The 25,363-nt window shown below is 72.4% G+C and carries 25 protein-coding genes; 10 read left to right on the top strand and 15 right to left on the bottom strand.

Annotated elements, in window-relative coordinates; translation table 11 throughout:
• Positions 1 to 78: 78 nt before the first annotated feature.
• A complete protein-coding gene (locus EDF31_RS16720) occupies positions 79 to 831 on the bottom strand; it encodes a glucose 1-dehydrogenase (RefSeq protein ID WP_131846960.1) in 753 nt (250 codons plus the stop codon).
• A 94-nt stretch (positions 832 to 925) separates the two neighbouring features.
• On the opposite strand from EDF31_RS16720, the gene EDF31_RS16715 reads away from it, so the two are divergent.
• Entirely contained in the window at positions 926 to 1,336 is a 411-nt protein-coding gene (locus EDF31_RS16715) for a MarR family transcriptional regulator (protein ID WP_111085532.1), read from the top strand.
• Positions 1,333 to 2,679: an MFS transporter gene (locus EDF31_RS16710; RefSeq protein WP_347812695.1), complete on the top strand. Its 1,347-nt coding sequence runs from the start codon at positions 1,333 to 1,335 to the stop codon at positions 2,677 to 2,679. Before EDF31_RS16715 ends, EDF31_RS16710 begins: the two co-directional genes overlap by 4 nt.
• A gap of 177 nt (positions 2,680 to 2,856) precedes the next feature.
• Here the strand turns inward: EDF31_RS16710 and EDF31_RS16705 are convergent, their stop codons facing one another.
• On the bottom strand, positions 2,857 to 3,750 hold the full coding sequence (locus tag EDF31_RS16705) for an alpha-E domain-containing protein (protein ID WP_165901469.1): 894 nt from the start codon (positions 3,748 to 3,750) through the stop codon (positions 2,857 to 2,859).
• Positions 3,751 to 3,913: 163 nt separating this feature from the next.
• Between EDF31_RS16705 and EDF31_RS16700 the strand changes: the two genes are divergently transcribed.
• Positions 3,914 to 4,432 carry a MarR family transcriptional regulator gene (locus EDF31_RS16700; RefSeq protein ID WP_123340168.1) on the top strand — a complete coding sequence of 173 codons (519 nt, stop codon included), beginning with the start codon at positions 3,914 to 3,916 and terminating at the stop codon, positions 4,430 to 4,432.
• 10 nt (positions 4,433 to 4,442) lie between these two features.
• Positions 4,443 to 4,646, top strand: coding sequence for a hypothetical protein (locus EDF31_RS16695; protein WP_131846957.1), 204 nt, complete (start codon positions 4,443 to 4,445; stop codon positions 4,644 to 4,646).
• Between the two features lie 45 nt (positions 4,647 to 4,691).
• Here EDF31_RS16695 and EDF31_RS16690 read toward each other — a convergent pair whose 3' ends face one another.
• From EDF31_RS16690 to EDF31_RS16665, 6 genes are all read right to left on the bottom strand, one after another.
• Entirely contained in the window at positions 4,692 to 5,528 is an 837-nt protein-coding gene (locus EDF31_RS16690; RefSeq protein WP_131847028.1) for an NAD(P)-dependent oxidoreductase, read from the bottom strand.
• Positions 5,529 to 5,610: 82 nt separating this feature from the next.
• Entirely contained in the window at positions 5,611 to 6,129 is a 519-nt protein-coding gene (locus tag EDF31_RS20070) for a M23 family metallopeptidase (protein WP_165901468.1), read from the bottom strand.
• A 337-nt stretch (positions 6,130 to 6,466) separates the two neighbouring features.
• Entirely contained in the window at positions 6,467 to 6,820 is a 354-nt protein-coding gene (locus EDF31_RS16680; RefSeq protein WP_123937550.1) for a hypothetical protein, read from the bottom strand.
• 134 nt (positions 6,821 to 6,954) lie between these two features.
• Entirely contained in the window at positions 6,955 to 7,701 is a 747-nt protein-coding gene (locus tag EDF31_RS16675; RefSeq protein ID WP_123937549.1) for a lysophospholipid acyltransferase family protein, read from the bottom strand.
• Positions 7,702 to 7,792: 91 nt separating this feature from the next.
• Entirely contained in the window at positions 7,793 to 9,646 is a 1,854-nt protein-coding gene (gene recQ, locus EDF31_RS16670) for a DNA helicase RecQ (protein WP_131846955.1), read from the bottom strand.
• 9 nt (positions 9,647 to 9,655) lie between these two features.
• The gene (locus EDF31_RS16665; RefSeq protein ID WP_131846954.1) at positions 9,656 to 10,789 is read right to left on the bottom strand and encodes a CPBP family intramembrane glutamic endopeptidase; all 1,134 of its coding nucleotides are present in this window, start codon (positions 10,787 to 10,789) and stop codon (positions 9,656 to 9,658) included.
• A 36-nt stretch (positions 10,790 to 10,825) separates the two neighbouring features.
• Between EDF31_RS16665 and EDF31_RS16660 the strand changes: the two genes are divergently transcribed.
• A complete protein-coding gene (locus tag EDF31_RS16660) occupies positions 10,826 to 11,755 on the top strand; it encodes an EamA family transporter (protein ID WP_131846953.1) in 930 nt (309 codons plus the stop codon).
• 9 nt (positions 11,756 to 11,764) lie between these two features.
• Here the strand turns inward: EDF31_RS16660 and EDF31_RS16655 are convergent, their stop codons facing one another.
• Complete coding sequence (locus EDF31_RS16655) at positions 11,765 to 12,193, bottom strand: GNAT family acetyltransferase (protein WP_131846952.1); 429 nt, start codon at positions 12,191 to 12,193, stop codon at positions 11,765 to 11,767.
• Between the two features lie 93 nt (positions 12,194 to 12,286).
• Here EDF31_RS16655 and EDF31_RS16650 point away from each other — a divergent pair, with 93 nt between their 5' ends.
• On the top strand, positions 12,287 to 13,099 hold the full coding sequence (locus EDF31_RS16650) for a class E sortase (protein ID WP_243648843.1): 813 nt from the start codon (positions 12,287 to 12,289) through the stop codon (positions 13,097 to 13,099).
• Positions 13,096 to 13,272, top strand: coding sequence for a hypothetical protein (locus EDF31_RS20065; protein ID WP_165901466.1), 177 nt, complete (start codon positions 13,096 to 13,098; stop codon positions 13,270 to 13,272). The genes EDF31_RS16650 and EDF31_RS20065 overlap by 4 nt, the downstream gene beginning before the upstream one ends.
• Before the next feature lie 46 nt (positions 13,273 to 13,318).
• On the opposite strand, the gene EDF31_RS16645 is transcribed toward EDF31_RS20065, so the two are convergent.
• The 4 genes from EDF31_RS16645 to EDF31_RS16630 form a co-directional block, all read right to left on the bottom strand.
• Positions 13,319 to 16,294 (bottom strand): SMC family ATPase, encoded by a 2,976-nt coding sequence (locus EDF31_RS16645; protein WP_131846951.1) that lies wholly within the window; start codon positions 16,292 to 16,294, stop codon positions 13,319 to 13,321.
• Positions 16,294 to 17,457 carry an exonuclease SbcCD subunit D C-terminal domain-containing protein gene (locus EDF31_RS16640; RefSeq protein WP_131846950.1) on the bottom strand — a complete coding sequence of 388 codons (1,164 nt, stop codon included), beginning with the start codon at positions 17,455 to 17,457 and terminating at the stop codon, positions 16,294 to 16,296. The genes EDF31_RS16645 and EDF31_RS16640 overlap by 1 nt, the downstream gene beginning before the upstream one ends.
• Positions 17,458 to 17,518: 61 nt before the next feature.
• The gene (locus tag EDF31_RS16635) at positions 17,519 to 18,706 is read right to left on the bottom strand and encodes a S24/S26 family peptidase (protein WP_131846949.1); all 1,188 of its coding nucleotides are present in this window, start codon (positions 18,704 to 18,706) and stop codon (positions 17,519 to 17,521) included.
• Positions 18,707 to 18,797: 91 nt separating this feature from the next.
• Complete coding sequence (locus EDF31_RS16630) at positions 18,798 to 19,397, bottom strand: hypothetical protein (protein ID WP_131846948.1); 600 nt, start codon at positions 19,395 to 19,397, stop codon at positions 18,798 to 18,800.
• 202 nt (positions 19,398 to 19,599) lie between these two features.
• Here EDF31_RS16630 and EDF31_RS16625 point away from each other — a divergent pair, with 202 nt between their 5' ends.
• Together EDF31_RS16625 and EDF31_RS16620 are read left to right on the top strand one after the other, a co-directional pair.
• Positions 19,600 to 20,142, top strand: coding sequence for a MarR family transcriptional regulator (locus EDF31_RS16625; protein WP_131846947.1), 543 nt, complete (start codon positions 19,600 to 19,602; stop codon positions 20,140 to 20,142).
• 36 nt (positions 20,143 to 20,178) lie between these two features.
• The gene (locus tag EDF31_RS16620; protein WP_123293670.1) at positions 20,179 to 20,688 is read left to right on the top strand and encodes a DinB family protein; all 510 of its coding nucleotides are present in this window, start codon (positions 20,179 to 20,181) and stop codon (positions 20,686 to 20,688) included.
• Positions 20,689 to 20,851: 163 nt separating this feature from the next.
• Here the strand turns inward: EDF31_RS16620 and EDF31_RS16615 are convergent, their stop codons facing one another.
• Positions 20,852 to 22,951, bottom strand: coding sequence for a DEAD/DEAH box helicase (locus tag EDF31_RS16615; RefSeq protein WP_131846946.1), 2,100 nt, complete (start codon positions 22,949 to 22,951; stop codon positions 20,852 to 20,854).
• Between the two features lie 268 nt (positions 22,952 to 23,219).
• On the bottom strand, positions 23,220 to 24,074 hold the full coding sequence (locus EDF31_RS16610; RefSeq protein ID WP_243650105.1) for a PPK2 family polyphosphate kinase: 855 nt from the start codon (positions 24,072 to 24,074) through the stop codon (positions 23,220 to 23,222).
• A 175-nt stretch (positions 24,075 to 24,249) separates the two neighbouring features.
• On the opposite strand from EDF31_RS16610, the gene EDF31_RS16605 reads away from it, so the two are divergent.
• Entirely contained in the window at positions 24,250 to 25,260 is a 1,011-nt protein-coding gene (locus EDF31_RS16605; RefSeq protein WP_131846945.1) for an alpha/beta hydrolase fold domain-containing protein, read from the top strand.
• The last annotated feature ends 103 nt before the right edge of the window (positions 25,261 to 25,363 follow it).

Below are 25,363 nucleotides of genomic sequence, written 5' to 3'. Positions count from 1 at the left end.
CGGGCGTACCTGGTCGAAACTTCCGACCAGGTACGCCCGTTTCGACCAAGTACGCCCGGAACGCCTACGCGCCCGACGTCAGTGGGCGCTGTACCCGCCGTCGACCAGGTGGTAGCTGCCCGTGATGAACGAGGCCTTGTCGCTCAGCAGGAAGAGCACGAGCGCGGCGACCTCCTTGTCGGTGCCGAGACGCTTCGTGGCGTGCTCCGCTTCCAGCGCCGAGATGGCCTCGGGCGTCATGGCGTTGCGGAGCAGCGGGGTGTCGATGAAGCCCGGGCCCACGGCGTTGGTGCGGACGCCCTGCGCCGAGTACTCGAGCGCGGCGACCTTGGTCAGGCCGGCCAGGGCGTGCTTCGATGCGACGTACGCGGCGTTCTGCGCGATGCCGACCGTGCCGAGCACCGACGCCATGTTGACGATCGAGCCACCGCCGGCGGCGACCATCGCGGGCAGCTCGTAGCGGAGCCCGTAGAAGACGCCGTCGAGGTCGACCGCACGGACGCGGTCCCAGGCGGCGATGTCGTACTCGCCGATCTTCTGCGGGGCGGCGCCGATGCCGGCGTTGTTCACGGCGAGGTGCAGCGCGCCGTACGTCTCGACGGCGTACTGGACCATGCGCTCGTTGTCGGCGACGACGGCGGAGTTGGCCTCGAACGCGCTGGCGGTGCCGCCGGCCTCCGTGATCTCGGACGCGACCCGCTGGGCAGCGTCGAGCTTGATGTCGGTGACGACGACCGTGGCACCCGCCGCGGCGAGCTCCTTCGCGACGGACTCGCCGATGCCGCTGCCACCACCGGTGACGATGGCGACCTTGCCCTCGAACTCGGACATGATTCCTTCTCTCTGAACAACACCTGTTGTCCAGGACAACGGTACACCCGAAAACCAGTTCGTTCACTGAACTAATGAGCTAGGCTAACGACCTGTGACCGACGCCACCGACCTCCGCATCGCCGTGAACCGGCTGTCCCGGACGCTCCGCGCGCAGAAGGCCGACACGACCGTCACCGACGCCCAGTTCGCGGCGCTCGCCCGGCTCCACCGCGACGGTGCGATGACCCTCGCCGACCTGAGTCGCCAGGACGGCGTCACCCCGCCCTCGATGACGAAGACCATCGCGGTGCTGGTCGAGCGTGGCCTGGTGTCCAAGGGCGGCCACGACGACGACCGCCGCAAGGTCGTCCTGTGCGCCACCCCGGCCGGAGCCGCGTTCGTCGAGGAGACCCGTCGCCGCCGTGACGGCTGGCTCACCCCGCGGCTCGCCGCACTCACCCCCGTCGAGCGCGCCACCCTCGCCGACGCCACCGAGATCATGAGGAGGCTGGCCCAGCAGTGACCGCCATGTTCCGCTCCCTCGCCGGACGCAACTACCGCATCTGGTTCGCCGGTGCCCTGGTGTCGAACGTCGGTACCTGGATGCAGCGCACCGCCCAGGACTGGATCGTCCTGACCCAGCTCTCCGACAACGACGCCGTCGCGGTGGGGATCACGATGGCGCTGCAGTTCGGCCCGCAGCTGCTGCTCCTCCCCCTGACCGGCCTCGCCGCCGACCGCTTCGACCGTCGCAAGATGCTCATGCTCACCCAGGCACTGATGGGCCTGCTCGGGCTGGGCCTCGGTGTCATGGTCCTCACGCACACCGCGACGCTGCTCGCGCTGTACGGCTTCGCCCTCGCGCTCGGCATCGTCGCCGCGTTCGACACCCCGATCCGCCAGGCGTTCGTCTCCGACGTCGTGCAGGGCGAGAACGTCGCGAACGCCGTCGCGCTGAACTCCGCCTCGTTCAACGCCGCCCGCCTGATCGGCCCCGCGGTCGCCGGCGTGCTCATCGCCGCCATCGGCTCCGGCTGGGTGTTCGTCATCAACGCCGGCTCGTTCCTGGCGGTCCTCATCGCGCTGCGCTTCGTCGACCCCGCACAGCTCGCCGAGCGGGTGCACGCCGGCCGCGGCAAGGGGCAGATCGTCGCCGGCTTCCGGTACGTGCGGACCCGGCCGGACATCATCGTCGTGCTCTGCATGATCTTCGTCGTCGGCACGTTCGGCGTGAACTTCCCGATCTTCACCTCGACCATGGCCCGGGTCGAGTTCCACCAGGGCGCCGGCGAGTTCGGCCTGCTCAACTCGGTGATGGCGATCGGCTCGGTGTTCGGCGCCCTGATGTCCGCCCGCCGGGACAAGCCGCGGATGCGCACGCTGGTGCTCGCCGCCGGGGGCTTCGGCCTGGCGTGCACGGCTGCCGCCCTCGCACCCACGTACTGGACGTTCGCGTTCGTCCTGGTGTTCGTCGGACTCGCGGCGCTGACCTTCATGACCACCGCGAACGCCCTGGTGCAGACCACCACGAAGCCCGCCATGCGCGGCCGCGTGATGGCGCTCTACATGGCGATCTTCGCCGGCGGCACCCCGATCGGCGCCCCGATCGTCGGTGCCATCGCGGACGCGTGGGGTCCCCGCTGGGCCATCGCGGTCGGCGCGGCGTCGGGCTTCGTCGCACTCGCCATCGCGATCGTCTGGCTCGTCCGCTTCCAACGCCTCCGACTCCGGTACGACGCGGACACCCGCCTGCACCTCGCGGTCACGCACGCGATGCCGGTGGTCGGCACTCGCGCCTCGCGCGCCTCGCTCCGCCAGGAGCTCGAGCGCGAAGAGGCGGTCGCCGACCGCTCCAGCGCCGTCTGACGCGTCCACTCCGCGAACGCGACAGATCTCCGCGACGCGGTGGCGTCCACCTCGCGAAAGCGACAGATCTCCGCGAACTGTTGGCGGGCATCTGACGCTTTCGCGTGGCGGACGGGAGGCACGGGTCGGGCCCGCCACGGGCCTCCCGGCCGTCGCCGGTCCGGTCCAGGGCCGCGATCAGTGCGCGGGTTCGGTCACCGCGAAGACGCGCTCGTCGAGCGCCGCGGTGACACGGTCCGCAGCGGCCGCGAGCCGGTCGCCGGCATCGCCGACGACGCCGAGCGCTGCGTCCGGCGGGACGGCCTCGAGCCGGTCGCGGGCGGCGGAGAACGCCGCGACCTCCTCTGCGACGCAGGACGGAGCCACGTCGGCCAGGCACTCGGCGGCCCGTCGGACGGTGAAGCGCAGCGACCGCGGACTGTGCTCGTCCAGGAGCAGGAACGCCGCGGCGTCGTCCGGCACCGGATGGTGGTCCCGGCCACGCAGGAAGGCCTCGCCCGCACCGCAGGACCGGAGCGCCGCCGTCCACGAGGTGACCGAGTCCGGTTCGAGCAACCCCGAGGCGAGCAGCCGGGCGGTCGAGGCGACCCGGGTCAGGGAGCGGCCCAGGGTGAAGAACTCCCAGACCTCGTCGCGACTGGCGTCCCCTTCGACCACGCCGATCGCAAGGGCGCTGCGTTCCCGAGCCCAGCCGAGGAACTCGTGCGCGCGGCCCGGGGCGATCTTGCGCGGCATGCGCGAACGGGTGACGTCGAGGCAGTCCCAGAGTTCGCTCGAGACGACCTCGCGGGCTCGACGGGCGTGGTCCCGCGCGACGGCGACCGCGGCGGCGATGGACGCCGGCTCGTGGCGGTCCAGCGCCAGGGCGTCGATGGTCGCGGACCGGTCGGCGTCGTTCGCCGGTCCGGCGGTCCCCACCACCGAACGGAGCTCCGCGGCGACGGCCCGGTCGTCCTCGACGGTGCCGGGTTCGCGTCGGGCGACGTAGACGTCGAGCAGGCGTGCGACCACGTCGGTGCGCTCGACCGCGCTCCCCACGTGGAAGACGTTCCCCGCGAGTCGGCTCAGCACGGCTGCTCCTGCATCCCCAGAACCTAACCAGCGGGCGTTGCGGGAGTGTTTCGGAGCCGCGTCACGGGTGTTGCAGTGTCCGATGTCCGCGCACGGGCCTGGGTCTCCGCCGCGATACCGACCCCTCGCTAGACAATCTAACTAGAGCGTCTAGCATTGCAGGATGACGTCCGAGGTCCTGACCAGCACCGCGGGGTTCTGGTACGAGGACTCCCCGGTCACCGCCGTCGACGTCCTGAACGCCCTGCGCCGGTACCGCACCGCCGAGAGCGCCGCGCAGCGTCGGGCTCGTGAAGCCCTGGGGATCGGCGAGAACGCGCTTCTCGCACTGCGGGTCCTCATCGACGCCGAGCACGACGGCCGGACCGTCAACGCGAAGGACCTGGCCGAGCGCCTCGAGATCACGGCGGCGTCGACCTCGGCACTCGTCGACCGGCTGGTCCGCAGCGGCCACGTCGAGCGGCACCAGGACCCGATCGACCGCCGCGGCGTGATCCTCACCGCCACGGGGACGTCGATGGGCCATGCCCTGCGCGTGATCGAGGAACTCGACGCCCGTGCCCTCGAGGTCACCGAGCACGTGCCGTCCGACGAGATGGCCGTCGTCGTGGACTTCCTCGACGAGATGGTCCGCGTGGTCGACGACGTCGACGCAGGCGCCCGCACGCTCCGCCGCGCGTAACCTGCTGTCCATGGACCCTCGCGGCACGCACGACCCCGAGGACGACATGCCGTTCGCCGAACTCGACTCCCGGGCCCGCGCCGACGCCGCACTCCGACGGATCCAGGGCGGGGCCGATCCGGCGCGCGAGGCCTTCGACCTGGCGAACACCATGAACGACGAGGCCGTGGGGCGGCTCACGGCGCGGCTGCGACGGTTCCTGCGCCGCGACTGACGCGTCGGCGCGCGAGTCGACTCGCGCGCCGACTCGCGCGTCGACTCAGAAGGCGGTGCCCACCGCCGCGATGTCCTCGCCGCCGTGCCCGGCCGCACTCGCGTCGGCGTAGACGCGACCGAGGGCGTCGAGGAGCGTGGTGGACACGTCGTTCGCCCTCGCAGCCTCGGCGATGAGGCCGATGTCCTTCCGCAGCCCGTCGAGTGCGAACTGTGCCGGGAACTCCCCCGCGATGATCGCCGCGCCCTTGGTGTGCGCGTAGGCCGAGTCGCTCGCGCTGCCGTCGATCGCGTCGAGGAACAGCTGCGGATCGAGCCCGAACGCCGCGGCGAGGGCGAGCGACTGCCCCGTGGCCGCGGTGATCGAGGCGATCCAGGCGTTGGCCGCGAGCTTGAGCGCGGTCCCGTCGCCGACCCGCTCGCCGGCGCGGATGGTCTTCGCGCCGATCGCGTCGAGCACGGGGACGACCCGGTCGACCTGGTCGGCGGGGCCGGCCGCCAGCATGGTGAGCTTCCCCTGCTCCGCCGGGGCCTTCGTGCCGAGCATCATCGCCTCGACCAGGGTGATGCCGTACTTCGCGGCGAGCTGCACGACGGTCTCGGTGCCGTCGACGCCGATCGTGGACGCCTGGACCCACACGGCGTCGGTCGGAGCGTCTCCGGCAGCCTGTTCGAGCACGTCGACCACGGCGTCGGTGTCGAAGAGGGTCAGGAGGACCACCTCGGCGTGCTCGACGGCGGCACCCGGGTCCGCGGCGACCGTCGCACCGTGCACACCGAGCGGCGCGGCCTTGTCGGCACTCCGGTTCCAGACCGTGACCTGGTGCCCCCCGCGCAGCAGTGATCCCGCCACGCCGGCACCCATCGCCCCGGTCCCCAACACCGTCACTCGCACGTGCGTCTCCGTCCTGCCACGGCTCGGTGCCCCGGCGTTCCCGACGCTACGCGCTCGACCGTCGTCGCTGTCAGAGGAGCCCGCGGGCCTGCAGCCAGGTGGCCGGATCGACCGGGACCCCGCCGACGATGACCTCGAAGTGCAGGTGCGCCCCGGTCGAGACGCCGGTGTTGCCGACCGCGCCGAGGCCTTCGCCGGCCGACAGGACCTGACCGGGTCGCACCCCGATCGCCGACAGGTGCCCGTACCGGGTCTGGGTGCCGTCGGCGTGCTGGAGAAGGACCTGGTTGCCGTACCCGCCCAGGACCCCGGCGGAGACGACACTGCCGGGCATCGCGGCGACGACGGTGGTGCCGATCGGAGCCGCGAAGTCGATGCCCTGGTGGTTCGTCGAGCAGGCGGAGCACCCGGTCACCCAGCGCGAGCCGAACCCACCGGCGGCCGGCACGTTCCCCGCGGTGGGGCGGGCCGCCGCGTCCGACGAGCCGACGGCGGTCGCACGTGCCTGGGCGGCAGCGGCTCTGCCGATCGAGAAGCCGTCGCGGTCGACGGAGAGCCGGGCGGAACCGTCGGCGACGAACTGCTGCACGCCGGGCACGGGACTGCTCGGCGACGGGGTCGATGCCATCGCGGTTTGCGGGGAGCCGACGGCGACGAAGAGACAGGTCACCGCGGCGGTCGCCGTCGCGGGCAGGGCGCGGCGGACGGAACTGCGGAAGGAGGAGGGGGAAGCCGGGGTGGCGGAAGGGGGAGCCACCACCCCGGCGGCTCTGGGGGCGTCCGGACGCGTGCCGTGCCCAGCACGGCGCCGCTCGGACGCTTCGGGACGGCGGGTGCGGAGGCGGTTCGCGGCCCGCCGTTCGGCACCGCGCGGGCGCAGCGGGAGGCCGTCAGCGGGCGTCGTCATCGCTCGGGGACCGCCGGGCTCAGACGCGGACGACGCCGTCGCGGGCGATCCGGTCGAGTTCGGTCGCGACGGCGTCGACGACCGCTCGGGTGATGGCGTCGGCGACGGTCTCGACCAGGACGAGCTGCTCGGGCTGCACGCGGAGCTCGGTGACCACCGACGGGGTGACGCGGACCGTGATGTCGTCGATCGCGGCGACGAGGGCCGCGGGCACGAGGGTCGAGTCACCGGCACGGACGGGAGCGGTCATCGGTGAGGTCGGTGCGGGCGCTGCGGCCGCGCGAGCCGGGGTCGGAACCGGTGCCGGGACGACGTGGGCCTCGGGCTGGTCGCGTCGCTGGGCGATGGAGTCGAAGAGCGGGGTGGAGGACATGCTGCTGACCGTCCGATCTGAGTCGTGGTTGCGGGCCGTTGTCGGGCGACCCGTCGGGGATGCGTGCCGTGCGGCACGTCCCTCATTCAACCATCGATATTTCAGATGTGCAATAGTGACCGAACAGATCGCGATCAGTCGGGGTCGACGGCAGCCGCGGTCGGGTCGTCGGGCTGCAGTGCCCGCTTGACCCGCTCGACGATCGTCGCCGGCGGGTTGTTGTACGTGTTCGCCGGCTCCTGCCCGCTGAGCTCCTGGATCGCGGTCATCACCGCATCGGTCGCGTGACGGCGCGCGCGTCCGGACGATGCCTCACCGAACGAGGACAAGTCGATCGGCTTCCCGAACTCGATCGTCACCTTCGCGAGCTTCGGCAGCTTCGAGCCGACGGGCTGCACGTCCTGGGTCCCCGTCAGGGCCACGGGCACCACGGGCGCGCCGCTCGTCAGGGCCAGCCAGGCCACACCCGTGCGGCCCTTGTAGATCCGGCCGTCCAGGGAGCGGGTGCCCTCCGGGTAGATCGCGAAGGCCTCGCCCTCGTTCAACCGCGCGAGCCCCAGGTCGAGCGCCTGCTGCGCCGCGGCGCCCGCACCACGTTCGACGCCGATCGCACCGATGCCGCCGAAGAACGCCCGCGACACCGCGCCACGGAACCCGGTGCCGGTGAAGTACTCCTGCTTCGCCAGGAAGGCGACCTTCCGCGGTGCCATCAACGTGATCGCCGGGGAGTCGATGAAGGAGCGGTGGTTGCTCGCGAGGATCACCGGCCCGCGCTTGGGAACGTTGCGGCGTCCGATGATCTTCGGTCGCCAGAGCATCCGCGCGAGCGGTGTCACCACTGCGCGGCTCAGCACGGTGGCGAACTTGGTCGAACCGGACACCGGGCCTCCTCGTCGTGACGGCGAACTCCCGAGTGTAATCACGCCTGCGAGCAGTACATGCCCACGGCGGCATGCACGTCCGACCGTGGGGTCAGTCGGCCTCGGACGCGACGACGTCGAGCACCGCGCGGCCGTACCGCTCGAGCTTCGCGGCACCGACCCCGGAGATCTCGGCGAGCTGGTCGACGTCGGACGGACGCACCGCCGCGATGCCGCGGAGCGTCGCGTCGTTGAACACCACGTACGCCGGCACACCCTGCTCGCGCGCCTGGGCTGCACGCCAGACCCGGAGCGCCTCGAACAGGCCGACCGCCTGCTGGGGCATGTCGGTGACGACGGTCCGGCGGGACGAGCGGCTCGCCCGCGGCGCCTTCACCGGGTCGCGACGCATCCGCACCTGGACCTTGCCGGTCAGGACCTCGGCGCTCGTCGGGCTGAGGACGACCGTGCCGAACCCGTCGCCCGAGACCGCGGCGTAGCCCTGCGCGAGCAGCTGCCTGGCCACAGCGCGCCACTCGCCGTCGGACAGGTCGGAACCGATGCCGAAGGTCGCCAGGGACTCGTGCTGCAGTTCCTGCACCCGCGGGGACTGCTTGCCGACCAGGATGTCGACGAGGTGGGCGACGCCGTACCGCTGGCCGCGCTCCCGCTCGAGCCGGACGACCGTGGACAGCAGCTTCTGGGCGGGGACGGTGCCGTCCCACGACTCGGGCGGGGCGATGCACGTGTCGCAGTTGCCGCAGGCCGTGGACGGCTGCCCGAAGTACGCCAGGAGCCGCACCCGGCGGCACTCGATCGTCTCGCACAGGCTCAGCATGGCGTCGAGGTGGGCGCTGAGCTGCCGACGGTGTGCGGCGTCGCCCTCGGACTGGTCGATCATCCGTCGCTGCTGCACGACGTCGTTCAGGCCGTACGCCAGCCACGCGGTCGAGGGCAGGCCGTCGCGCCCGGCACGACCGGTCTCCTGGTAGTACCCCTCGACCGACTTCGGCAGGTCGAGGTGCGCCACGAACCGGACGTCGGGCTTGTCGATGCCCATGCCGAAGGCGATCGTCGCGACCATGACGATGCCGTCCTCGCGCAGGAAGGTCGACTGGTTGCGCGCACGCACCCGGGCGTCGAGCCCTGCGTGGTACGGCAGCGCCTGGATGCCCTGTTCGGCCAGTGCGGTGGCGGTCCGCTCGACCGACTTGCGCGACAGGCAGTAGACGATGCCCGAGTCGCCGCTGTGCTCGGTGCGGATGAAGGTGAGGAGCTGCTGCAGCGCGCCGGTCTTCGGTTCGATGCGGTACTGGATGTTCGGGCGGTCGAAGTCGGCGACGAAGTGTGCGGCGTCGTCGAGGCCGAGCCGCGCCGAGATCTCCTGGTGGGTCTGCGGGGTCGCCGTGGCCGTGAGGGCGATCCGGGGCACGGTCGGCCAGCGCTCGTGCAGGACGCTCAGCTCGAGGTAGTCCGGCCGGAAGTCGTGGCCCCACTGGGCGACGCAGTGCGCTTCGTCGATGGCGAACAGCGACACCCGCGCCCGGTCGAGGAGCGCGCGCGTGGACTCGAGCCGGAGCCGCTCGGGCGCGAGGTAGAGCATGTCGACCTCGCCCTGGACGACCGCGCGCTCGACCCGGGCACGCTCGTCGGGCCCCTGCGTCGAGTTGAGGAAGGCGGCACGCACCCCGTTCGCCGCGAGGGCGTCGACCTGGTCCTGCATGAGCGCGATGAGCGGCGACACCACGACCCCGACGCCGTCGCGTACGAGCGCGGGCACCTGGTAGCAGAGCGACTTGCCACCGCCGGTGGGCATGAGCACCAGGGCGTCACCGCCGGCGACCACCTGGTCGATGATCGCCGCCTGCTCGCCACGGAAGTCGTCGTAGCCCCACACGCGGTGCAGGACGTCGAGCGCGGCTGCTCGTGAGGCAGACACGGCGGCGGGCGCGGGCGTGGTGCTCATGCCACGAGCCTACGGGCGACCGGCGACACCCACGGCACTGTCCACAGCGCCACTGTCCACACCGGCACGGTCCACAGCGGCTGCGTCGACGTCGTCGGCACGAGCCGGCGCGACGGCCCAACCCGAGCCCGCCGGGCCGAACCACCGCTTGCCGCCCGCCCAGACCGGCGGCGTCCCGCGGAACCGCGGTGCCTCGTGTCCGGCGAAGGTGCGATCGAGCTTCCGCCACCAGGCCAGGAACTCGACCATGCCCCAGAACGCGAGCGAGGTGCCGAGGGTGACGAGCCAGCCCTGCCAGGTGCCGTTCGCGTCCTGTGACTGCAGGTCCACCTTCGACCACCCAGGTGCCTGCAGCACGAAGATCATGATGTTGTTGAAGGCGTGCTGCAGCACGGTGGCCTCGAGGCCGCCGGTGCGGAGCACGATGATCGCCGCGATCAGCCCGAACGAACCGACGTCGAGGATGCCCCAGACGTTGTAGCCGTTCGGGATGTGCAGCACCGCGAACACGACGGTCGACACCGCCACGGCGATGATCGTGCCGGTGCGTCGCGGGATCCACGAGGCGATCGTCTGCATGAGGAAACCGCGGAAGATGAACTCCTCGGCTGCGCCCTGGAACGGCACGAGCAGGACGACCAGGACGAGCGTGAGCGTGAGGGTGCCGAGGGAGACCGACGACTGCCCGATCGCGGCGTGGTCCCAGCCGAAGCCGCCGTCGAACGTGAACATCCCGCTGGTCTGCACGAGGAACATCACCACGGCGATGACGAGGGTCGGCAGCACGCACCACGCCGTCCACGCCCACCGCACCCGGAAGCGCGTCGACGTCAGGATCGCGCCGGGCCCGAGCCGTGCGACCTTGACCGCCAGCAGGATCCCCGGCAGCAGGACGACCAGCGACACGAGCGACAACGACAGGACGAGCGGATCGGTCGGGTCCAGCGCACCGCCCGCCAGGTCGTTCTGCAAGTCGATTAGCGCCTGCGGACCCTGGGTCACGCCGAGCGGGACGAAGTACGCCACCGCGATGACCACCTGGGATACGAGGTACCAGCCCGCCAGGAACGCGAGGGCGACCAGCGGGCGCCACCACCTCCATCGTGCGTCGACACGGGTCAGGCGGTGGTAGGGAACACTCACGCCCCGCAGGCTACCGGGCCGGGCAGGATGGGACCCGTGCTCACCGTGCTGTTCGGCCTGACCGGAGCCGTCGTCTACGGTTTCGCCGACTTCCTCGGCGGGCTCGCGTCGCGGCGCATCCGTCCGGTGGCGGTCACCGCCGTCGCCGCGGCGATCGGGATCGTGCCGCTGCTGATCGGTCTGGCCGTGCTCGGGGGGACGCCGTCGTGGGCGGGCACCCTCTGGGGCGCCGTCGCCGGACTGTCCGGCGCGGTCGGAGTCCTGCTGCTCTACGCCGCGTTGGCGATCGGCCCGATGAGCGTGCTGTCACCCCTGACCGCGGTGTTCGCCGCCGTCGTCCCGGTCCTGGTGGCCGTGGCCCGCGGGACCGTCCTGTCACCGCTGGCCGTCGCCGCGGTGATCGTGGCCGTCGTCGCGGTGGTGCTGGTGGCGGCGGTGCGGGACACCTCGGGTGCACGCCTCACCGTGCGTGGGGTCGTCGCGGCCGCGGTGGCCGGGTGCGGGTTCGGCGGCATCGTGCTGGCGTACGACGCGACACCGCCGGGCGCGGGCATCCACCCGCTCGTGGTCGCGCGGGTGCTGCAGACGGTGCTGCTGGGTGCGGCGGCGCTCGTGGTGACGGTGCGTGCCGGGCGCGGGGCGCGGTCTGGAGGCGCGGCAGACCCCGCAGCGTCGGTCGGCGTCGCGGGGTCTGCCGTGCCTCCAGGGCGCTGGTGGCCGCCGCGTCTGCTGCTGACGGTCGCGGCGTGCGGCGTCCTCGACGCCCTGGCGAACGTGTGCATCCAGGCGGGGCTGCACGCGAGCGACGCCCCGGGCACCCTGCCCGTCGTGAGCGTGCTCAACGCGCTCTACCCGATCGGCACGGTCGTGCTGGCCGGGGTGGTGCTGCGGGAGCGGTTGACCGCGCCGCAGTGGGTCGGCATCGCGCTGGCGTTCATCGCGTCGGTGGGCCTGGCCCTGGCGTGACCGGACGGCTCAGACGTCGGGGATGAGCCGCTTGCCGAGCGACACGGTCCGGTCGTCGGAGTACCCGAGCGACTCGTAGAACCCGAGCACCCGCTCGTTGCCGGCACGGATCTGCAGGTTCACCTTCGGGCAGCCGAGGTCGGTGAGCAGCCGCTCGAACTCGGCCATCAGCGTCCGGCCGAGACCGGAGCCGTGCAGGTCCGGCTGCACGGCGAGGTAGTTGACCCAGCCGCGGTGCCCGTCGAAACCGGCCATGCCCGCGGCGACGACGGCGCTGCTCTCCGACTCCGCCACCAGGAAGAGCTCGGGCTGGACCGTGGCCTTGCGCTCGATGTCGCGGCGCGGATCGTTCCACGGGCGGACGAGACCGCACGATTCCCAGAGGGCGACGACCGCGTCAGTGTCGTCGGCGCGGAACGGGCGGATCCGGTACTCCATCCCCCCACGTTACGGGGGTGTGGAGAACGTCGTCACCGGGCCGTCGTCGTGATCTGATAGACCTGTCCGACCGACCAGCCGATCAGGAGCCCCGTGACCGCACACGACACCATCCCGTCGCGCCGCAGCGCGCGGGACGACGACGGCGGCAGACGGTCCGGGCGCCGCTCCCCCCGGCGACGGCAGACGGTCGGCGGCGCGATCGTCTCGCTCATCGCCGAACTGCTCATCATCGCGGGTGCCGGCACCGGGCTGTACGTGGTGTGGACCGCGTGGTGGACGGACGTCGTGGCGGTCAACGAGCAGTCGAAGCTCGTCGAGGGGCTCGACCAGTTGAAGACCCCGGACGGCGCCGGAACCGAGCACCGCGGCACCGCACCCGTGCTCGCCGAGCCACCGGATCTCTCCGACGTGTTCGGCACGATGCAGATCCCCCGCTTCGGCAAGGACTACAACCGGCCGATCGGCGAGGGCACGGACCGTGAGAAGGTCCTGAACACCATCGGGCTCGGGCACTACCAGGACACCGCGATGCCCGGGGCTCCCGGCAACTTCGCCGTCGCCGGACACCGCGTGACCTACGGCAAACCGCTCAACCAGATCGCCGAACTCAAGAAGGACGACTCCGTCGTCGTGCGGGTCACCGACGCGAAGACGAAGTTCGACGTCTGGTACGTCTACAAGGTCACCGACAGCCAGATCGTCACGCCCGACCACATCGAGACGATCGCGCCGGTGCCGAACAAGCCCGGAGTCGACCCCTCGCCGTCGGACCGCTGGCTGACCCTGACCGCGTGCCACCCGATGTGGTCGGCAGCCGAACGGTTCGTCACGCACGCGAAGCTCGACTACTGGATGCCCGCGTCCGAGGGCACCCCGAAGGAACTCTCGGAGACGGCCAAGTGATCTTCCCTCTGCTCTGGCGGCTGCTGCCCGGCCCCACCGTCCTGAAGGTGCTCGAGCTGCTCGTGCTGCTCGCAGCGATCGTGTTCGTGCTGTTCCAGTGGGTGTTCCCGTGGATCGCGGCGGACATCCTGCCGCCGCCGGACGGCACCGTGGAGTCCACGCCGACGCCGTAGCGGCCGGCCACCCGGAACCAGGACCGGCGGCGGACGGCAGGCGGCGTCAGACCGTTGTCGTCACCTGCGAGCCGCCGGCTGCCGTCCGCCGCACGGCGATCCGCTCCGGGATCCGCTGCTTGAGTTCCTCGACGTGGCTGACGATGCCGACCTGCCGCCCACCGGCGGTCAGTCGCGACAACTGCCCGATGACGTCGTCGAGGGTCTCCGGGTCGAGCGTGCCGAACCCCTCGTCGACGAAGAGCGTGCCGAGCGAGACGCCACCGGCCTCGGCTTGCACGACGTCGGCCAGCCCGAGCGCCAGGCACAGCGACACCGTGAACGTCTCGCCGCCGGACAGGCTGCGGGGGTCCCGCACGGTGTCGGTGGTGTGGTCGTGCACGGCGAGTGCCAGGCCGGTCCGGCGTGCCCGTGACCCGGACTCCCGCTCGTCCGAGGTCTCGAGCGTGAACCGCCCCGCGAGCATCGCCCGGAGTCGGTCGTTGGCCGCGGCGACGACGTCCTCGAACCGGCGCATGAGCACGTAGGTGCCCAGGGTGATCCCGGTCGGGTTCGCCGCGGTGACCCCGTTCGCGATGTCGGCGAGCCGGACCACGGCGCGGCTGCGTGCCGACGTCTCGTCACGAGCACGGGTCGCCCGGGTGACCTCGGTCGCGCACCGGTCGACCGCGTCGGCACGGTCGACCGCGGAGACGGCGACCGCGACGGCCTCGTCGAGTGCGGCGGCAGCGCGTTGGCGTCCGGCACGAGCACCGTCGAGGCCGAGGCGTTCCGCGGAGTCGTCCGCCGCGGCGACCACGGCGGGCTCGGCCAGGCCGGCCACGACGACGGCCCGCTCGGCCTCGGCCGCGCTGATCCGCGCCCGCAGCCGGTCGGTGCTGTCCGGGTCGAGCCGTCCGGCCCGCGCTGCGGCGACGTCGGCGAAGTCCTGGTCGTCGAGGACCCGGTCGACCTCGGCACGGCGGTCGTCGCGGGCACGGGTCGCGGCGGCCACCCGTTCGTCGGCCTGCGCGACCGCGCGGTACGCCTCGAGTCGCTCGTCGAGGAGCTCGACGGCCGTCCGGAGCGTCGCGGGGCGGTCGTCGAGGAGTGCTCCGAGCCGCTCGAGCGCCGCGGCCACGGTGCCGAGGTCGGTGTTGAGCCGCTCAGCGTCGGCCAGCGCGGTCGAGACGAGGACGGTCCGCCGTGCGTCGAGGTCGTTCCGCTCGCGCTGGAGCCGACCGGTCGTCGTGTCGTGCTCCGCCCGCTGCCGCTCGTGCTGCAGGACGAGCGCGGCAGCGTCGTGCGCGGCCCGGACCCGTTCGTCGGCGGCCGCGGTCAGGGCGTCGAGCGCGGCGGTGTCGACCGTGCCGACGACGTCGACGAGCCGCTGGTGTTCGGCACGTTCGACAGCCAGGTCCGACGCGGCGTCGGCGAGGTGCTGGTCCGCGCGACGAGTGGCGTCGCCGGCGGCGTCGACGGCCGCGGTCGTGGGGTGGTCGTCCTGCGGGGTCGCCACCGAGGGGTGCGCCGTCGACCCGCAGACCGGGCACGGGTCGCCGGCCGTGAGCGCCGCCCCGAGTTCTCCGGCGAGCCCGGCGATCCGGCGTTCGCGGAGTGCCCGCTCGGCGGCGAGGGCGTCGGTCGCCGATCGGCGCGCGGCAGCGACGGACTGCTCGGCCGTGGCGACCCGCTGCGCCGCGTGGTCGCGCGCCACGAGGTCGGCTCGGAGGGACCGGATCCGGGTGACCTCGTGCGCGGCGGCATCCGAGTCGGCTGCCGTGCGGGCCGCGGTGCGTGCGGCCTCGACGATGCGGGCCCGCTCGGTGGGACAGGCGTCGAGTGCGGCGTCGCGTTCGAGGAGCTGCTCGGCGATCTGCTCGGCGTCCGCGGTGGCCCCGGCGATGGCGGACCGACGGGCAGCGGCGCCGTCCTCGACCGCGACGAGGTGCCGGACGGCCGACAGGTCGTCGGCGAGGGCGTCGCGTCGCAGCACGACGGCGTCGGCGTCGGCGGTGACCCCGTGGCGGTCACGCAGCGACCGGGCGACCGCAGTGGTCTCGTCAGCGCGCAGGACCGCGGCGTCGAGTCCGTCGGCCACGGCAGCGACCCGTGCGGCGCGTTCGCCGAGGGCGAGGGCCGACCGGGCGGCGTCGACGGCAGGGGCGTCGTCGTCGAGCGCAACTCGCCGCGCGAGCAGCCCCGCGCGTCGTTCGAGGGCGGTCGCACGCGCCGTGACCGCCTGTTCGTGCTCGGCAGCGGTCGTCGCCGCCGCGGCTGCTGCAGCACGGACGGCGGCGGCGGCATCGGCGGCCGCACGGACCGACGCCACCGTCGACGGCACGACGGTCTCGTCGGCGTGGTCGAGACCAGCGGCCTGGGCGAAGCGGTTCAGGGCATCACGCACGCGGTCGTCGGCACCGTCGACCTCGGCCTGCACGGCACGGCGCCGCGCGGCGAGTTCGTCGGCCGTGCGGTCGTAGACCTGCGTGCCGAACAGGGACTGCAGGAGCTTGCGGCGCTCTTCGCCCGGGGACCGCAGGAACCGTGCGAACTCGCCCTGCGGCAGCACGACGGTCTGCAGGAACTGCGCGCGGTCGAGCCCGACGATGCGGCCGATCTCGACGCCGACCTCGGGGATGCGTGACGACATCGGTTCGCCGGCGATGTCGGACGGGTTCGCCAGACGGAACAGCTGCACGGACGCCTGCTGCTTGACGGTGCCGGTCCCCCGCTGCTTCGGGCGGTCGTACTGCGGGGTGCGGCGGACCCGGTAGGTCCCTGCACTGGTCTCGAAGACGAGCTCGACGAACGGCTCCACCGCGGGGTCGGCGTGCTGGCTGTGCAGGCGGTCGGAGCTGGCGTCGGACCCGGCGAGCCCGCCGTACAGGGCGAACACGACGGCGTCGATGATGGTCGACTTGCCGGAGCCCGTCGGCCCCTCGAGCAGGAACACCCCGGAGGCCGCGAGCGCTGCGAAGTCGATGGACACCAGGTCGGGGTAGGGCCCGATGGCGCGCAGTTCGAGTCGGTGCAGGTACATCAGCGGTCCCCCTCGCGCTGCAGCGCCAGCACCGCGGCCTCGTACGCCTCGGTCAGGACGGCGTGTTCGTCGTCGTCGGGGGCGGCACCGGTGGCGAAGGCCACGAAGTCGGCGGCGACCTCGACCGGGTCGGACGTCGCCGTGACCGCACGGGCCACCGATGCCGGGCCGCGGTCGGCGGGTTCGTGTGTGATCGCCAGCGCGTGCGGGAAGTGGTCCTTCACCCGGGCGTACATGCGCTCGGGGTGCAGCGTGTCGGTCACGGCCACCCGCACCCACGCGTCGGCGTCGGCCCGGAAGACCCCGGACTCGATGTCGTCGATGCCCCCGCGGACGTCGACCAGGCGGCGCGGCACGGGAGCGGGCACGAGTTCGACCGAGACGGCACCGGCCGCGTCGAGCTCGGCGATGGTCACCGACTTCTGCTGGTGCCGCTCGCCGAACGAGAACGCCAGCGGTGAGCCGGCGTACCGGATCCGTCCGCCGTCGCCGACCCGCTGCGGGCCGTGCAGGTGCCCGAGGGCGACGTAGTCGAAGCCGTCGAAGACCGATTCGGCCACCCGGTCGACACCGCCGACGCGGATGTCCTGCTCGCTGTCGCTCGGGTCCGCCCCGCCGACGAAGGCGTGTGCGACGACGACGCTGCGGGTGCCGCCGCGCAGCGCGAGGTCGGACCGGATCCGCTCGGTGGCGGCCTGCACGACGGCGTGGTGCGACCGTGCGAGGGGCTCGTCCGGCACGTCGGCCAGTGCGTAGCGGGTGAGGTCGGGGTGCAGGTACGGGATGCCGTAGACCGCCACCGGGCCGTCGGCGTCGTCGACGAGCACCGGGTCGGCGATCCGGGCGGGTTCGGCGAGGATGCGGACGCGGCGGTCCATCACGCCGGCGCCGAAGCCCAGGCGTGCGGCGGAGTCGTGGTTGCCGGGCGTGAGCACCACGGTCGCCGTCTCGGCCAGGCGTTCGAGCACCCGGGACAGCATCCGGACCGCGTCGATCGGCGGGATCGCCCGGTCGTACACGTCACCGGCGATCACGACGAGGTCGACGGAGCGGTCCCGCACGAGGTCGACGAGCCAGTCGGTGAACGCCGCCTGGTGCTCGAGGAGGTCGGCACCGAGCAGCGTGCGGCCGAGGTGCCAGTCGCCGGTGTGCAGGATGCGCATGCGGACACGGTAACGCCGGCCGGGGACATCGCCGGACGGCCGCGCGCCGCCTGTGGAGAACTCAGGGCACGCAGCTCGCCGACGCCAGGCCGAGGACCGAGACGACCCGCACCTTCACGGTCGGTGTGCTGGTCGCGGTCCAGTTGTTGCCGAGGTTCGTGCGGAGGTTCAGCGTGTAGGTCGTCCCGAGGTCGAGCAGGCCCGCACCGCCGTAGACGAGCGAACGCTGTCCGGCGGTCGTGGCGCTCGCGAGCTGGGTCGACCCGTTCATGAGGTCGAACGAGTTCGGCACGGTCGGGTTCGTGTAGGTCCAGGCGATCGTCACGGTGCTCGACGACGCGGCCGTGCAGGTCAGTGTGGGGACACCGGTGGCCGTGCCCGCCGTGAAGTTCGAGACGGGGTTCACGGTCGTCCGCGACCACGGCACGGCCACCGCCTGCGCCGGCACGAGCACCCCGATGCTCCCCGCGATGACGAGGACCGCCGCCGCACCGCCGAAGCGGCGCAGCCGCTGCACGCGACGCTCGTGCACCCGGAGCGAGCGACGGGTGACGACGGTGGTCCCGCCGGACGGGAGGCGCGTGGCGGCGTCGTCCCGCGCCTCCCGGCCGGTGTCGGTACCGTCCGACGGCCCGTCACCCGACCCGTGGGCGGTGTCGCCCCCGTCCGAGCCGTCGGCGTCGTCGTCGTCGATCGCCGTGAGGCGGCGGAGCGACCCGTCGACCGTGCAGAGCGCCAGCAGCGCGGTCAGGCCGAGTGCGAGCACGACGACCCTGACCCATTCCCCCTGCCGGAGCCACAAGATCGGCGCCCCGACGAACGGGATGCGCAGGAAGGCGACCCCGTGCACGGCCGAGCGTTCGAGCGGTGTGGAGTCCTGCTGCGGGTTCGCGTCGCCCTTGGTGACCAGGGTGCCGCCCGGGCCGTCCTCGACGTAGCGGTGCATGCGGAGGTGACCCGGCTGGTCCGGGTCGTCCGCGAGCAGGATCTTGCCCGTCCGGACCTCACCGGACGCGACCGGGCGCGAGACGACGACGTCCCCGGGCGTGAGGCGCGGCTCCATCGACCCGGTCATCACCGTCGTCGGTTGCCAGCCGATCAGCGCGGGGGCGGCCGCCCACAGGGCGAGGCCGAGGAGGGTCGCGACCACACCGCGTGCGACGGTGCCGACGACGACGCGCCCCCAGTCGACGACGTCACGGAGCACGGCGTGCGGTGTGGGACCACCGTGCACTGCGATGCTGCTCATGACTGCCTTCGACCGGGGGCGCGTTCTCGTGGGTGGTGACCGGGGCTGGCTCGGGCTCAGCCCCGGTCACCGGGTGGGGAGGGCTCCCGGCTCAGCTGTTCTGGGCCTCCCAGGTGAGGCCGAGGGACGCGGTGCCGCCCTGGACCGTGTTCGGCGCAGTGCTCGAGACCGTGTAGGTGAAGCGGTAGACGCGCGACTCGGACGCGGAGCCGGTCGGGGCCCAGGTGCCGAGGCCGATGGCGAAGTTCGTGGAGCCGGTACCGAACGCGGCGAGGGTGCCGTTGTAGAGCGTTCCGCCGGTCGCGGCCGGGGTGAAGCCGGTGCAGGAGCCGAAGCCGCCGCCGGTGCCCTGCTCGACCTGCAGGTTGATGTTGCCCGAGAGGTTGTTCGTGGTGGCCGGGTTCGTGCCGTACAACTTCACGGTCGAGGCCAGCGAGCCGGTCGACATGACCGTGATGCAGTTGGCGCCGGTCGAGCCGGGCTTCAGGCCCGTCGCGGTGAAGAGCGCGGTGTTGTTGTCGTCGTCGGTGAGGGCGACGCTGCCGGCGGTCCAGTTGCTGGTCGGGTTGACGGTGGTGGCCGAGAACGCCGAGTAGGACGCGGTCGAGACGACGACACCCGAGGCGACGAGGGCGGCGGGGATGGCGATCCAGGCCGCGAGACGGGCGGCGCGAGGGGTGACACGAGACATTGCGGGAGCTCCTGATCCGGAAACGGTGGCGCCGTGGTCGCGGTGGTTGGTCGCGTCGGAGCCGTGGTGTTTGCTACGACGATCAAGTTACTTTTCCGCCGAGCAACTCACAAGGGAAGGAACCACCCCGTGCTGGGGGTGTCTTGACGAGTGAGATACTTGTTGACTGAGTCTTCCCACCCCCTGCCGAGAAGAGCTGCCGATGCCGGACACCACCCAGCCCGTCCTGCCCGACACCCTGCCGCCCGCGCCCGTGTCGCCGACCGTCTCCGTGCCGGAGCGCGTGGACTCGGACACCGACCTCGCGAAGCTCCTCACCGCCTTCCGCCTGCTCCAGACGCAGCACGCCCGCGTCCTGCACCACGAGAGCGTCGTGCGCGGGCTGAACGCCACCGACACCCGCTTCGTGTTCTTCCTGGCCGCGGCCGACGGCGAGGGGATCACGCCGAAGCAGGCCGGCGAGTACCTCGAGCTCACCACCGGCGCCATGACGTCGCTCGTCGACCGGCTCGAGCAGCGCGGACACCTCGAGCGCCGCCCGAACCCGCAGGACCGTCGCAGCGTCCTGCTGCACCTCACGGCCTCGGGCGCCGAGGTGGCCCGGCAGATCGGCGCCGTGTACTCGGACGCCTTCCGCGAGGTCGTCGCCCCCGCCGACCGGGTCCGGCTCGCCGCCGCGTTCGCCGGGCTCGGCGACGCCCTCGACCGCCACTCGCGCGCGGAGACCGCAGCCCGCACAGCGTGACCTCGCGTGTCGGGGCGCGCGCGTAGCGTGGTGCGCATGACACCGTCCGAAGTCCTGATCGAAGCGTTCTCCCGCGTCCCCGAGACCGTCGAGCGTGCCGTCGACGGCCTGTCCGAGGACCAACTCGCAGCGCGTCCGGCCGCCGGGGCGAACACCCTGGCGTGGCTCGCGTGGCACACCGCCCGTGGGCAGGACGTCCAGATCGCCGACCTCGCCGGCACCGCGCAGGTGTGGACCGCCGACGGCTGGTACGAGCGGTTCGGCCTGCCGTTCCCGGCCGAGGCCCTCGGCTACGGCATGTCCCGCGACGACGTCGGTCGGGTGCGGGCATCCGCCGAGCTGCTCACCGGGTACCTGCGTGCCGTCCACGACCGCACCGTCGCGTACCTCGGCACGCTCGGTCCCGACGACCTCGACCCCGTGGTCGACGACGCGTGGGACCCGCCCGTCACCGCCGGTGCCCGGCTCGTGAGCATCCTCGACGACTGCACGCAGCACGCCGGCCAGGCCGGCTTCGTGCGCGGGTTGCTGTTCTTCAACCGCTGACGCGGTCGCGCGCGGGCGCGCAGCGCGCGGGCGGGCGTGCTCGCTTCGTGAGCAGAAATGGTCGGGTCCGATTTCCGGACCCGACCATTGCTGCTCACCATGTGACGGACGGGAGGCCCGTGGCGAGCTCGCCACGGGCCTCCCGTCGTGCGTGTGGTCGCGACTAGCGCGCGGCGAGCTCCGACACGATGCCGTCACCGGGGGCGGCCTGCACGAGGTCCGCCGCGATCTCGGCACGCTCGAGGATGCCCTCGATCTTGCGGATGCGACCACGCGGGACGAGGGTCACGACGGTGCCCTCCTTGCCGGCACGACCCGTGCGGCCCGAGCGGTGCATGTACGCCTTGTAGTCGTCCGGGGCGTCCGCCTGCACGACGAGCGACACGTCGTCGACGTGGATGCCGCGGGCGGCGACGTCGGTGGCGACGAGCACGTTCACCCGGCCGCTCGTCAGGAGCTGCAGGTTCCGGGTCCGGCGCGACTGGTTCAGGTCGCCGTGGAGCGACGTGGCACGGATGCCGGCGTCCTCGAACTGGTCGGCGAGGCGCTCGGCGTAGGCACGGGTCCGGGCGAAGACGATCGTCTTGCCGTCGCCGGCGACGAGCTCCTCGAGGACACGGTCCTTCTCGCGCTGCTCGACCACGAGGACACGGTGGTCGATGGTCGAGGACGCCTGGTCCTCACCCGCGACCTCGTGCACGCTCGGCTCGTGCAGGAACTGCTCGACGAGCGCCGCGACCTGGGTGTCGAGCGTCGCGCTGAACAGCAGCTTCTGTGCACGGTTGCCCTGCGGGGTGACCTCGGCGGTGGCGGAGAGGATCTCCTGCACCGGCTCGAGGAACCCGAGGTCGCACATGTGGTCGGCCTCGTCGAGCACGGAGATGACGACCTCGCTGAGGTCGAGCTTCCCCTTGTTCATGAGGTCCTGCACACGACCAGGGGTGCCGACGATGATGTCGACGCCACGCTCGAGCGCACCCTCCTGACGGCCGTACGGCACGCCGCCGTAGATCTGCGTCGTGAAGAGGCCCACCGAGCGGGCGATCGGCTGCACCGTGCGGTCGATCTGCAGGGCCAGCTCGCGGGTCGGCGCGAGGATGAGCGCACGCGGGGCGCGGCCCATCTTGCGCTTCGTGCCGCCGCCATGCTCCATGAGCTTCTCGACGAGCGGGGCGCCGAACGCGATGGTCTTGCCGGAGCCCGTGCGGCCACGGCCGAGGACGTCCTTGCCGGCGATCACGTCGGGGATCGTCGCGGCCTGGATCGGGAACGGGCTGCTCGCGCCGAGCTCCTGCAGGGCGCGGGAGATGTTGCCGCCGATGCCGAGGTCGCCGAAGGTCACGCCCTCGACGTCCGACGCCACGGTGGACTCGGCCTGGAGCTTCGCGAGCTTGACGTCGTCGGCGGGGACGAACTTGCCGCGCTCCGGCTCGTCGAAGGAGCGGCGGGGAGCGCTGCGGTCGTCGCGGTCGAACTTGCGCGGAGCGCTGGGCCCCTGCGAGCCGGTTCCGGCGCGACGCGGAGCTTGCGGAGCGTCGGGACGGCCGTGCGAGTAGGGAGCGTCACGGTCGAAGCTGCGACGGGGACGGTCGTCATTGTCGCGACGGGGGGCACGGTCATCGCGGTCGAAGCTGCGACGCGGGCGGTCGTCGTTATCACGACGGGGCGCACGGTCGTCGCGGTCGAACGAACGACGCGGACGGTGGTCGTTGTCACGACGCGGAGCACGGTCGTCGCGGTTGAAGCTGCGCGGAGCGCGGTCATCGCGGTCGAACGAACGACGGGGACGGTCGTCGTTGTCACGACGCGGGGCGCGGTCGTCGCGGTCGAAGCTGCGACGCGGGCGGTCGTCGTTGTCACCACGGGGAGCGCGGTCGTCGCGGTTGAAGCTGCGCGGTGCACGGTCGTCACGATCGAAGCGACGCGGACGGTCGTCGTTGTCACGACGCGGGGCGCGGTCGTCGCGATCGAAGCGACGGGGAGCACGGTCGTCACGGTTGAAGCCGCGACCACCGCGGTCGTCACGCTCCGGGCGGCGCTGGCCGCCGCTGTCACGGGGCTCCCAGTTCGGGCGCGCGGGGCGCTCGCCCTGCGCCGAGCGGCCGCGCCGCTCCTCGGCGTCCCAGCGCTGCTTCTGGCGCGGCGCGGTCGGCTCGGCGGCGCGGAACCCGCGGTGCTTGCTGCTGCGTGCGGCGGGGGTGCCGTTCGGGTGGCGGGGACGATCGGAGGCGCGGTTGTCCGCGCCCTTGTTGTACGGAGCCATGACTGCTTTCTCGGGTGCGCAACGAACCGCAGCGCCCGACAGCGACATCGGCGGGGGCTGCTTGCGGAGAGGGGGTTCATCCCGTCGCGATTCGACGTGATTCCAGCCCTCGAGCAACACACACCCAACAAAAAGCCCGTGATCACGATGTCACGGCGTCGAAGGCCGACCGAGCGAGTCTACGCGACCCCGCGCTCTGATGCCAGCCCCGTCGTCGACGGACGGCCGCGAGCCGGACCCGGCCCGTGCCTCCCGGCCGGCCCGTCGGTCAGGACTCGGCGAGCCGCCGTCGTTGCTCGGCCACGTCGAAGTCCGCCTTCGGCCACGAGAGCTGCATGTCCTCGAGGGCGCGGAGCAGGAGCTGCTGCACCGCCAGGCGGGCGTACCACTTGCGGTTCGCCGGCACGACGTACCAGGGCGCCTGCGGGGTCGAGGTCTGGTCGAACACGATCTGGTACGCGTCCTGGTACCGGTCCCACAGCAGGCGCTCGTCGATGTCGGCCGGGTTGAACTTCCAGTGCTTGTCGGGGCGGTCCAGTCGCTCGCCGAGGCGTTCGCGCTGCTCGTCCTTCGAGATGTGCAGCATCACCTTGACGATCGTGGTGCCCTCGGCGGTGAGGCGGTCCTCGAACTCGGTGATCGCGCCGTAGCGTCGTTCGATCTCGTCCGGCGCCGCGAACGCCCGGATGCGCTGGATGAGGACGTCCTCGTAGTGCGAGCGGTCGAAGACGCCGAGCTGCCCGGCACTCGGGAGCTGACGCTCGATGCGCCAGAGGAAGTCGTGCTCGCGCTCCTCGGCCGTCGGGGCCTTGAAGCCCGCGTACCGCACGCCGTTGGGGTCGACCGCACCGACGACGTGCGAGACGATGCCGCCCTTGCCGGCGGTGTCCATCGCCTGCAGGACGAGCAGCACCCGGCGCTGGTCGCCGGCGGTCGACGCCGCGTACAGCCGCTCCTGCAGGGCGGCGAGGCGGGACGCCCCCGCGGCGAGCGCTTCGAGCCCGTCGATCTTGCGGCCGGGGAAGCCCGGCGTCGCATCCGGGTCGACCTGGTCGAGGCGGAAGCCCGGTTCGACGCGGAGCAGTGGTTCGGGATCGGCGTTCCAGGCCTTGCGACGGCTCACGGGTCCTCCTGCGGTCCTGGCGGCGGGTGCCCCCTGCTCTCATCCTGGCACTGTGGCGGTTCCGCCGTCGGGCGGCGCCGTCCGGGTGCGCGGTCGGGTGCGCGGTCGGGTGCGCGGTCGGGGTTCCTCCGCTGGGGTGACGTGGCCGGCCTCGGGTGCGGCTACCGTGGAACCGATGAAGTCCGGCCGCCGCACAGTGCTCGCGCTCGTCGCCGCGGTCGTGGCGCTCGGCGCGGTCGCGTCCTGCAGTACGGACCCCGTCGGCGACGAGAACGCGACGGTCACCGCGGACAGCGTCATCTACCCGCTGTCCCTGCAGTACCACGGCATCGACGTGGTCGCGGATGTGCCGTACGGCACGGCTCCGCTGCAGCGACTCGACGTCTGCCTGCCGGCCGACAGCGCCCCGGAGACGACCGCGACCCCCACGGCGACGCCGTCCGCCACCCCGACGGCCGACCCCGCCGAGGCCGCAGCCAGCACCGGTCGGCCCGCGGTGCTGATGATCCACGGCGGCAGCTGGTCGCACGGCGACAAGGCCACCGCCGCCTACCGGTCGGTGTGCAAGTACCTGGCGTCCGAGGGCTTCGTCACGTTCAACGTCGACTACCGGCTCGCTCCCACCGACCCGTTCCCGGCCGGTCTCGACGACGTCCGACGGGCGCTCGACTACGTGTTCCGCCCCACGACGCTCTCCACGTACGACGTCGACTCCCAGCGGGTCGGGGTGTTCGGCGGGAGCGCGGGCGGCAACCTGGCGGCGATGCTCGCGGTGACCGACCACGAGTCCGCCGCCTACGCCGAGGGCGACCGGATCCGTGCGGTCGTCGACCTGAGCGGCCCCACGAACCTGACGTCACGCTCGACCCGGGCCGACGGGGTGTCCGCGTCCTTCCAGCGGAAGCAGCTGCTGTACCTCGGCTGCCGGACCTACGCGAAGTGTCCGGCGGCGACCCGGGCGTCGCCGGAGTACCACGTCACCTCGGACACGGCGCCGTTCTTCATCGGGCACTCGACGGACGAGTTCATCCCGCTGTGGGAGTCGCAGGATTTCGCGGCGACGCTCCGGTCGCACGACGTGCCGGTCACGTTCGTGCAGGTCGAGGGGACGGCGCACTCGATCGCGCAGCTCGACGAGGCGATGAGCCGCCGCGTGGCGACGTTCTTCCGGACCCAGCTGGGCTGAGGCGCTGCGGGGGCGCCGTGCGGGTTCGGCCGCGGGCGGGTTGTGTGCCGCCGAAGCGACACTTCTCGCCGACGAGCGGCCGTCCGTGCCGCGAGAGCGACGT

This window comes from Curtobacterium sp. PhB142, assembly GCF_004341255.1.
Classification (GTDB): Bacteria; Actinomycetota; Actinomycetes; order Actinomycetales; family Microbacteriaceae; genus Curtobacterium.
This window is presented reverse-complemented; position numbering and strand designations above follow the sequence as displayed.